The sequence below is a fragment of the Amphibacillus indicireducens genome (assembly GCF_039539605.1).
Lineage (GTDB): Bacteria > Bacillota > Bacilli > Bacillales > Amphibacillaceae > Amphibacillus > Amphibacillus indicireducens.
On record NZ_BAABDL010000014.1, the window covers coordinates 102,101 to 111,681 of the forward strand.

Genomic DNA, 9,581 nt, shown 5'->3' on the forward strand with positions numbered 1-9,581 from the left:
TGTAAAAAAAGGAATTAATTTAATCATCACTACTTTTTTTCAATAAACGATGAATAATTAAGAATTAGTTATGTTATATGCGATTTGTCACAAGAATCCGAACGTCTCAACTAAAATACAGGAACTACCGTAATCTTTCGTTAATCATTACTGTAGTTCCTGTTAAATTAATAATGAACACTACTTTTTTAATTTTACTTTTGTGCACTAAACATACCAAACACTATTTCACGATCACTCCTCGATAACCTAATACCTTGCAGAGATCCTTTAATCTATATAATGACCGTCATTATACTTTCGTTAAGTTTAATAACAAACTAAAAGTGGTAAACTCAACTAATAGAGACACTCATCACAATAGATCGGAGGCTACACCATGGATATAAAAAAGAAAAAAGATTTCTCACTTGAAAATTTAATTGAAGAATTGGAATCTGATTTTAATCAAATGATCAAACCAAATATAATGATTGCTGGAAAAACAGGCGTTGGAAAAAGCACTTTGATCAACGCCATTTTTAGAGAAAAACTTGCCGAAACAGGGACAGGACAACCGATCACAAAACACCTTAAAAAAATCGAGAAAGCCTCTGTACCGGTAAATCTTTTTGATACGAAAGGACTCGAACTTGAAGATATCGCTAGAGAAGAGATCCGCTCAGAAATATTAGCCGAAATCGAAAATCGCTCAAGAAGCAATGACGTCAGTGACCACATTCACTTGATGTGGTACTGCATTGCCTACGAATCAGGCAGAATCGAACGAGAAGAAATCGAATGGATCAAACTTTTCTCAGAAAAAATGCCCGTCATCCTTGTCCTAACGCAATCAATTAGTGATGACGAAAGCTTTTCAAAGTACTTAGACAATCTCAATTTACCCGTTGTCAACATCGTCAAACTATTAGCCGAACCCAAACAAATCATCGGCAATTTCGACGTACCTGCATATGGGCTAAACACACTCGTCCAGCTCACATTTGACGTGCTCCCAGAAGCTACTAGAAAAGCATTCGTCAACGCCCAAAAATCTGATATCACACTCAAGGTGAACGAAGCAAAAAAGTGGTCAATGGGGTTTATCGCCAGCTCATTCGGCGTCGGTTTCACACCAATCCCATTTTCAGACGCGATCGTTCTATCAGGAATGCAAATGACACTAATCGCAAAAATCACAAATATATTCGGCTTCCCAAACTCCAGAGCCCTGATCCAAACGATCATCTCGGCGATAGCTGGAACCGGAACCGCGACACTGATCGGTAAATCACTCGTCAGCAACATTTTGAAATTCATACCAGGCGTCGGTACCGTCGCAGGAGGCCTGATCAGCGGAACCGTCGCATCAACACTAACGACAACACTCGCCTTCGCCTATATTAAAGTATGTGAAAAACTCAGTGAAGTCGACGATCTAAACGAACTCACCCATCAAGACATCGCCAAAATGGTCAAAGAACAATTTGAAAAAGAGCTGAAAACATCGAAACAGTGAAATGAACTAGAAGTTTAGTGGTGTTATTTGGTTTATACGCGATATTCTTAATTTGCACGCGAATTTTGAAATTTACACGCGATAATTCAAATTTGCACGCGATATTCTCGATTTACACGCGAAATCCTATTTTTACACGCGTTCGCGCATAAAATAAATATTTGCGATAGAGTAGTAATTTTCTATTAAGAAGATCCTGGTTTCAGCAGGCTCTTCTTTTTTTGACTAGCATTTGCTAATAAACAGTAAAACCGTTAAGTCCATATTTTTAGAAAAAATCTGCTATACTATAAGAATAAACACTATACACCGAGGGGAAGATTATGAGAGAAAAAAGTAATCATCATTTAAATAAGGCACCTGATCATGCGAATGACAAGATTGATGATCAAAAGAAACAAACTTTTTCTAACAAACAACGCGGATTGATTTTTGCTACTGTCACTGTCTTAGTGATTCTAATCATCGTCTTAATTCAATCAAACTCACAATCCAACAGCAAAGCATACCATGCAGATGAAGCATACCAAAATGTTGAGAGAAAGATCACAGAAAAAAATGAGTTAGATCAAATAGAAAATCCATCCTCCACTGAAAGTAACGTCGCAACATATGAAGAACAGATTGCCGAACTAGGCGAATTACCAGAAGGCCACATCATCCTTCAAGATATCGACGGTACTGTCAGTTACATATCAGAGGAAGAATATAATAAATTATTAAACCAAGATGTCCGAGAAAATACAGTCGCCGACGAAACCGCTGACCCAAAGGAAGTATTTGAAGATATCGAAATCGAAATTATGCCCGCAGATGATTTTGTCTGGCACCAAACAAGAGGACAATTCATCTATTTTGTTCAAAAAGCAGTACCGATGTTGTATGCCCAAAACATCTTAGCGGCTGATTTTGATACAAACACCTACGTAATGGAAATCTTATTAGATATCGACTCTACTTTCGAATTACCAAACGATTTTGAAGACCGCATGTTACTAGCCTATCAAAACAGTGGCTATCAAGTGATCGCACCAGACCAACTGACGATTGAATATGTGATGGGTAATCTGGATGAATTTCTAGAAAATTATTAATTTGTAAATTAACCAGAGCGATAAATACGAATGATCATGTATTTATCGCTCCTTCTATTTATCTGCATAAAATAAACAATAAAAGGCAATCAGAGCGCCATTTCATCATTCATACATCATCCCACTAAACCTATCCTTCCCCCGGTTGATTTCCACTCCAACTTTGCTCATAATTGTTGTAAGCGTATACACTTATATAGGGAGGACACGATAAATGAAAGTTTTAAAAGGTAAAAACGTCATCGTTCGTGACGGCGACTTAAAACGTCGTGAAGAAACGAATCGTAACTATTTAATGAGCTTAACAAATGATAATCTACTATTTAATTACCGCGTGGAAGCGGGGCGATTCCACGGCCGTGAGATTCCGAGAGATGCACATGGAGGTTGGGAGACACCAGTTTGTCAGATTCGCGGCCATTTTCTAGGTCACTGGCTATCTGCTGCTGCACTCGAATACGATCAGTCGGGAGACCTTGAGCTTAAGGTCAAGGCAGACCAAATCATTAAAGAACTCGCTGAATGCCAAAAAGATAATGGCGGTCAGTGGATCGGGCCGATTCCTGAGAAGTACTTACATTTGATTGCTAAAGGCAAACAGATTTGGGCACCACAGTACAACCTACACAAGCTATTCATGGGCTTGGTTGACATGTATACCTATACTGACAATCACCAAGCACTTGAGATCGCCGATCAGTTTGCCGATTGGTTTGTGGAGTGGAGTGAAAGTTTCACAAGAAAACAATTTGACGATATTTTAGATGTTGAAACAGGCGGGATGCTTGAGGTATGGGCAGATTTACTTGCTATCACTCAAAATAAGAAGTATGAGTTTTTGTTAGAAAAATATTATCGTCAAAGGCTATTTAAACCGCTATTAGAAGGGAAAGATCCACTAACGAATATGCATGCAAATACGACGATTCCTGAAGTGCTGGGTTGTGCGCGCGCTTATGAGGTGACGGGTGAACAAAGATGGCTTGATATTGTCCATGCTTACTGGGCATGTGCTGTGACCGAACGCGGGACGCTGGCAACTGGGGGCAATACGTCTGGTGAGGTTTGGATGCCAAAAATGAAAATCAAGGCGCGCCTCGGCGATAAAAACCAAGAATTTTGTACGGTGTATAATATGATTCGCCTGGCTGATTTCCTATTCCAGCAAACAAAAGATCCATCCTACGGTCAATATATTGAGTACAATCTTTACAACGGGATTATGGCACAAGCCTATCATCAGTCCTATCACGTGGCAGGGACGGAAAAGAATCACCCTTGGACAGGTTTACTCACTTATTTCCTGCCGATGAAGGCCGGCCTGCATAAAGAATGGAGTTCAGAAACAAATAGCTTCTTCTGTTGCCACGGCACAATGGTTCAAGCAAATGCCAAACTAAATCGAGGCATTTATTATCAAAATCAAGACGAAATCTATGTCTCTCAATATTTCCATTCAGAGCTAGAAACGACGTTTGGCGGCGACGCACTAATCATTAACCAAACACAAGACTTTATGAACGGCAGTATGTTGACGTCTTCAACGATCGCCGGTCAACAAAAGTTAAGTGACACGACATCAACCTATGAAAATACACCTGACTTTAAGAAATATGATTTTACAATCAACCTTGATCAGGCAAAAACATTTACACTCGCACTCAGAATTCCTGAGTGGATCATGTCAGAAGCAAGTATCTATGTCAATGACGAGCTCGTTGGTAAAACAACTGACAGCCAATCTTTCTACAAACTCACCCAAGAATGGTCTAATGGCGATAAAGTCAGCATCACCTTCCCAATCGGACTGCGTTTTATTCCCTTACCAGATGACGAAAACACCGGCGCTTTCCGCTTCGGCCCAGACGTATTAGCTGGCATCTGTGAACACGAACGCATTCTTCATCTGGAAAGCGACGATCCAACCGAAGAACTCGTTCAAGAAAATGAACGTGAATGGGGTAGCTGGCGCTATTTCTTCAAGACAACAAATCAAGACCCAGGCATTCAATTTAGCCGGATCAGAGATATTGGGTATGACCCATATCAAGTTTACTTTACGATAAAAAAATAATGTCGATCGATTAAAAAGGTGTTAGTGAGTTTATCTAATCTCACTAACACCTTTATCTATTCACAAATCTTTTCCCAAACAACACTTCTTATACTTCTTTTCACTTCCGCATGGACATGGATCATTCCTACCAACATTCTGCTTTTTCCGTTCAGCAAAATCAATCACATTTTCTCCACGAGCAACAGACGAACCTTCTATCACCGGACTTAAATTCGGTCTGCCAAATACCAGTGCAATCTCATTAGGCGTATGGCCATTATTCTCCCATAAACGTACATTGTTCGAAAGATCTATAATAAGATCAACCACTTCTTTCATCTGCTTTTCACTTGAAAATTTCACACCCATTCTTACTAAATCATTCAACGTGTATTGCAGATCAAAATTTAAATGACAATTATCAAATACTTGCTCACATACATCCTTCAATTCTTCAGTATTATTCGATATGAAGTTTTCTCCAACATAACTGTACAAATTCCGATAAGCCTTTGATTTCTCAAAATAAAAATCGTCTACATATCTTAAAAGTTCTGCCTTATTCGGTACATAATAAGGCTTATCACCTTTTTTCCTAAACCACTCATCAAACTCATCATACATCGCAATAACCTCATGCGCAAAATAATCCCCATACGGATAAGCAAACGTCCCAGGCACCATCACAGACTCATCCACCATCAACGCCTCTATATCACCCATCGAGATCTGTTCCTCATTCTGCTCATTATAAATTTCCAACAACTTCTCCTTATGAAACATCCCATACAAATTCACCAGCGCACCAACATACTCCCGCAACAACTCCATAGCCTCACACCTCCAAAATATAAAGATTCTTAGGCAAAAACTCACCAACCCAACCTTAAATAACAACGCGCACCCTTCTTTAATGGTAAACATTATCACTCACCAAATATAACAGAATAAATATCAACCTCAACATCCTCAAGTAAAAATTGATTCTGCCCAATCCCAATCGTCAACTCTCTATCTCTCACATCCAAAATACCAACCAACAAATTATCATCAAACAACATATACTCTGTTGTAGAAAGATCCTCTTTGGTTTTCTTCCAGTCTGTATCGATCAGCAGCTCTTGAATGACCGATAGCTGCTCGTCAGACAGAGTCGCATTCAGTTCAGCACCCATTTCAACATCCACCGTTTCCGCACGCTCAATTTTCCCCCTATAATACATTTCTCTAAAATACGTCGATCTTGAAAACAAAATCAACAATTCCTTCTCTAATCATTTAAACTCTTTTAACTTCCATTTTTATGTATAAATAAAGATTATCATTAAAACGGAAGATCTTTGTCAGCAATAGCTAGTCTATTTGTATCTTTATGATGGATATTTCCCCCGGGATAACCTTCATCATATAATTCATCCCATTCTTCCCAGGTAACACCGTAAGGGACACCTCCTGAAGTGTAACCAGCAATATAAGCAAATGTTTCATCACTTTCTTCCCACAAACTTGCTTCTTTTTCTTGATCTTTATGTTTTTTTCGTTTTGACATATAAACACCTATCTTTTGAAATTATTTGTCTGAGATCGCTTTATCACGGATACTTTAGATTTTAAATCACTTCCAAATAGTTAATGTAAAAAGGCTTGGCGTTCATATAAAATTCTCACAATTCGAATTTTAAATGAATTTAATGCAACCTTGACAATATATATACAGTATTTCTACCATCATGACAACAATTATGGTAATCTAGAGTTAAATGACATACATAAAAGTCTATTAAGGAGGACAGCGGAGCATTAGTATCGATTGTATTTCTTGAAATTTTAAATAGATCATAAATGAAAGCGCTTTAATACCTTTCATTTCCAAGGAGGCATTTAATATGCTTAGTTTAAATAAACCCTATTCACTCAAATTGACATCACTAACTCAGTTTATTAATAAAGCTCATTTATCTGTCTGGCTTTGGGACATGAAAAGTGAAGACTTCATTTTTATTTCGAACGAATTAATGAAACAATTTGAATTGATCACAAACAAGAAATTAACAAAAGAAGAAATATTCCGTCTGATCGAAAAAAATGCTCCACATGACTTAAAATATATGCAAGAGACATTTGAAGAAAAACAGGAATTTTTTCACTCCTATTTTATTGGTCTACCAAATGGTGACTCAATCTGGTTTGATACGACAATCGTTGCAATTGAAGACGAACAGAATCGCATAGAGTTTGCTGCCGGATTCGTCACCGAAAGAAAAGAAATCTTCAACCCGGAAAACAATAAAATTCCGAATCATCAAGACGTATACACAAACTTACCTAACCTCATTTACGGAAGAAAATTTTTGCAGAAAACAATCGACGAAAACAAACAAAAGAAACGTAAATTCACGCTATATAAAATTATTATTCCGACGTATGATAATATTTTAATGACACTTGGCCATGAGGTAGCAGAGCAAATCTTACTCGAAACATCAAGAAGACTCAATCAATTTATGTTCGATAAAGGCTTCCTGTTCCACTCATATACTGACGGATGGTACGCGATCATTCAAAAAAGTGAAAATATCCATGAAATTGCTAAACAATTGATTGAAGTCGTCCAAGAACCAATGGCAATTAGGCAACAAAAATTTCAGCTAACCGCAAATGTCGGGATTGGAATCTACCCAAATGATGGTGAGAATGTAGTTGATTTAATCAAGCACACGACAATTGCAACAACTGATGCTGTCAAGTTGGGACCTGGAAGGAAAGGTTTTTACATTCAAGACAAAAGCATTGATCTATTGAGACAATCCCAACTTACAGCTGACTTATTTCAAAGCATCCAAAACGCCGAATTTTATTTAGAATACCAACCACAAATTAATGTGAAGACATTAGAAGTGACCGGAGCTGAAGCACTATTGCGCTGGAAACATCCAATTTGGGGGAACGTCCCACCTAATGAATTTATCCCACTGGCACAAAACATGGGCTTAGGCGAAGACATCACCGCGTTCGTGATCGGCAAAGCAATCAAGCAACTAAGGATATGGGAAGACGCTGGTGTACAAAATCCAAAAGTGGCGATAAATTTGGCGCCAGAGACCTTCTTAATGCCAAACTTATATAACTATATTAAGAAGACACTAAATAAGCATAAAGTTGATCCTGAACAATTAGAAATCGAAGTAACCGAAGAAACAAAACTCAATTACGATGAAATGCTGATAAATACAATCGAAAAGATTCAAAGTCTTGGTATCCGCTTAGCTCTTGATGACATGGGAGATGGCTTTGCATCCATTTATGACCTTGTCCACTACAACTTTAATACTGTTAAAATTGACCGACAAGCAATTGATGATTTAGAAAATAACGAAAAACAACAAATTATCATTAACTCGCTACTCGACCTTTGCAGCCGCCTAAAAGTGAAAACAATCGTTGAAGGTGTCGAACGAAAAGAACAATTTGACCTGATCCGAGAAATGGGAGCCGATGAAACCCAAGGCTATTACTTCAGCCCCTCGATTTCCAGTCAAGACATGTTAAGATGGTTTCAAATGACATACGCCACACCGAGCAATGACAATGAAGCAAGAAGCTTAGACCGACGAAAATACTTCCGCGTGAAATTAACAAACGCATTACTAGCTGAAATGAAAATACTCTCAATCCAGGAAAAAGAAATAACCCTAGAACGAAACACGAAAATCTTAATCCAAGACATCGGTCCAGATAGCATCAAATTTGCTAGCTACCTGAACCTCCCAAGAAACAAGGATATCGTCTACGGATTTGACCTACAACTACTCGACGAACACTATAACCTAACAGGAAAAATCATTTGGAGCAGAGAAATCAAAAAAGACATTTTCGAATACGGAGTCGAATTCAGCATCAGCGAAACTAAACGCGAAAAACTCACATCATCCCTATTCCAACTATCAGCACTGTTACGAGAAAAACCATCATTTGTAGACAGTAGTATGACTGAGGATGATCCCGTACTTTACTTGAGAAAACTAGTTTTTAATGAAAGGAATAATAAATGAGGATATTTATTTAGGGGAACTCAGTTAAAACTGGCATCCCCTGTTTCATTACACTATTTTGATGAATGGTCAAAAGTAAAACACATCCACCAAATGGTGAGTGTTTTTCGATGTTAAACGCAAGTGAAGTAAGGTCCTACTGTTACAAACTAGGCAATTAATATTTATTTAAACATCCTACTTCGCTCCAAACATTTTACATCACGCTCAAATAGCTGATGTACAAAGTCTCGGTGTTCGTATAATATTCTTACCTTTAGAACTTTATCGGAATCAATGTAGTAAAAAATATAGTTCCTCTCAACAAAAATAAAGCGATAGTTTGTTGGGATTAACCCCCAAAAAGGCAACTATCCTAATGTGTCAATTTGAATAAAAATATTTTATAATATTTCACTTGCGATCTCATCTTCCCAATTATCTTTAATTCTACCCTGAGTATCTTTTAAATCCTTTACAGATTGATGAGAGTATTCAACTATTGACATAACTAAAAACTTCAAGTAATTTAATTGTTGCTTTTAATTTATCAAGTTCTTCTAGTTTGATAATCGCAATTCCCCTCGGCCATTTCTAGTCAAATTACCAGGGCTATTTTCTCTTGCTTCGTTCAAACCCGCAGTATAGTTCCTAAAATAAGAAATTGGCTTAATATTAGTCATTCTTATCAGCTCCTTTGTTAATCTTTCAACCTCATTAGTAGCTAATATCAATGCTTATATGCGTGTTAATTTACAGTAGATAAAACTAATTCTTTGAAATCATGTATCACTTCACAAAGATAATTATGTTTAAAAATATAATTAATCCCTAGATTATTCATAGCCCAATCATAAAACCTGAATAAACCGCATCAAATCAATTAAAAATAACCAATCAAT

General features: G+C 37.5%; 8 protein-coding genes. 4 read left to right on the forward strand and 4 right to left on the reverse strand.

Going from position 1 to position 9,581, the window contains the following annotated elements:
• The first annotated feature begins 379 nt into the window (after nucleotides 1–379).
• The 3 genes from ABD814_RS01385 to ABD814_RS01395 all read left to right on the forward strand — a co-directional run bounded on the left by ABD814_RS01385 (nucleotide 380) and on the right by ABD814_RS01395 (nucleotide 4,666).
• The gene (locus ABD814_RS01385; RefSeq protein WP_344909643.1) at nucleotides 380–1,498 is read left to right on the forward strand and encodes a YcjF family protein; all 1,119 of its coding nucleotides are present in this window, start codon (nucleotides 380–382) and stop codon (nucleotides 1,496–1,498) included.
• Nucleotides 1,499–1,821: 323 nt separating this feature from the next.
• Nucleotides 1,822–2,592: a hypothetical protein gene (locus tag ABD814_RS01390; protein ID WP_344909645.1), complete on the forward strand. Its 771-nt coding sequence runs from the start codon at nucleotides 1,822–1,824 to the stop codon at nucleotides 2,590–2,592.
• A 214-nt stretch (nucleotides 2,593–2,806) separates the two neighbouring features.
• Nucleotides 2,807–4,666, forward strand: coding sequence for a beta-L-arabinofuranosidase domain-containing protein (locus tag ABD814_RS01395; protein WP_344909646.1), 1,860 nt, complete (start codon nucleotides 2,807–2,809; stop codon nucleotides 4,664–4,666).
• 60 nt (nucleotides 4,667–4,726) lie between these two features.
• Here ABD814_RS01395 and ABD814_RS01400 read toward each other — a convergent pair whose 3' ends face one another.
• The 3 genes from ABD814_RS01400 to ABD814_RS01410 form a co-directional block, all read right to left on the reverse strand.
• Nucleotides 4,727–5,479 (reverse strand): YecA family protein, encoded by a 753-nt coding sequence (locus ABD814_RS01400; RefSeq protein WP_344909647.1) that lies wholly within the window; start codon nucleotides 5,477–5,479, stop codon nucleotides 4,727–4,729.
• A gap of 95 nt (nucleotides 5,480–5,574) precedes the next feature.
• Nucleotides 5,575–5,901: a hypothetical protein gene (locus ABD814_RS01405; protein ID WP_344909648.1), complete on the reverse strand. Its 327-nt coding sequence runs from the start codon at nucleotides 5,899–5,901 to the stop codon at nucleotides 5,575–5,577.
• Between the two features lie 71 nt (nucleotides 5,902–5,972).
• Complete coding sequence (locus ABD814_RS01410; RefSeq protein ID WP_344909650.1) at nucleotides 5,973–6,197, reverse strand: hypothetical protein; 225 nt, start codon at nucleotides 6,195–6,197, stop codon at nucleotides 5,973–5,975.
• 337 nt (nucleotides 6,198–6,534) lie between these two features.
• Here ABD814_RS01410 and ABD814_RS01415 point away from each other — a divergent pair, with 337 nt between their 5' ends.
• Nucleotides 6,535–8,700, forward strand: coding sequence for an EAL domain-containing protein (locus tag ABD814_RS01415; RefSeq protein ID WP_344909651.1), 2,166 nt, complete (start codon nucleotides 6,535–6,537; stop codon nucleotides 8,698–8,700).
• A gap of 539 nt (nucleotides 8,701–9,239) precedes the next feature.
• On the opposite strand, the gene ABD814_RS01420 is transcribed toward ABD814_RS01415, so the two are convergent.
• On the reverse strand, nucleotides 9,240–9,362 hold the full coding sequence (locus tag ABD814_RS01420) for a hypothetical protein (RefSeq protein ID WP_344909652.1): 123 nt from the start codon (nucleotides 9,360–9,362) through the stop codon (nucleotides 9,240–9,242).
• Between the last annotated feature and the right edge of the window lie 219 nt (nucleotides 9,363–9,581).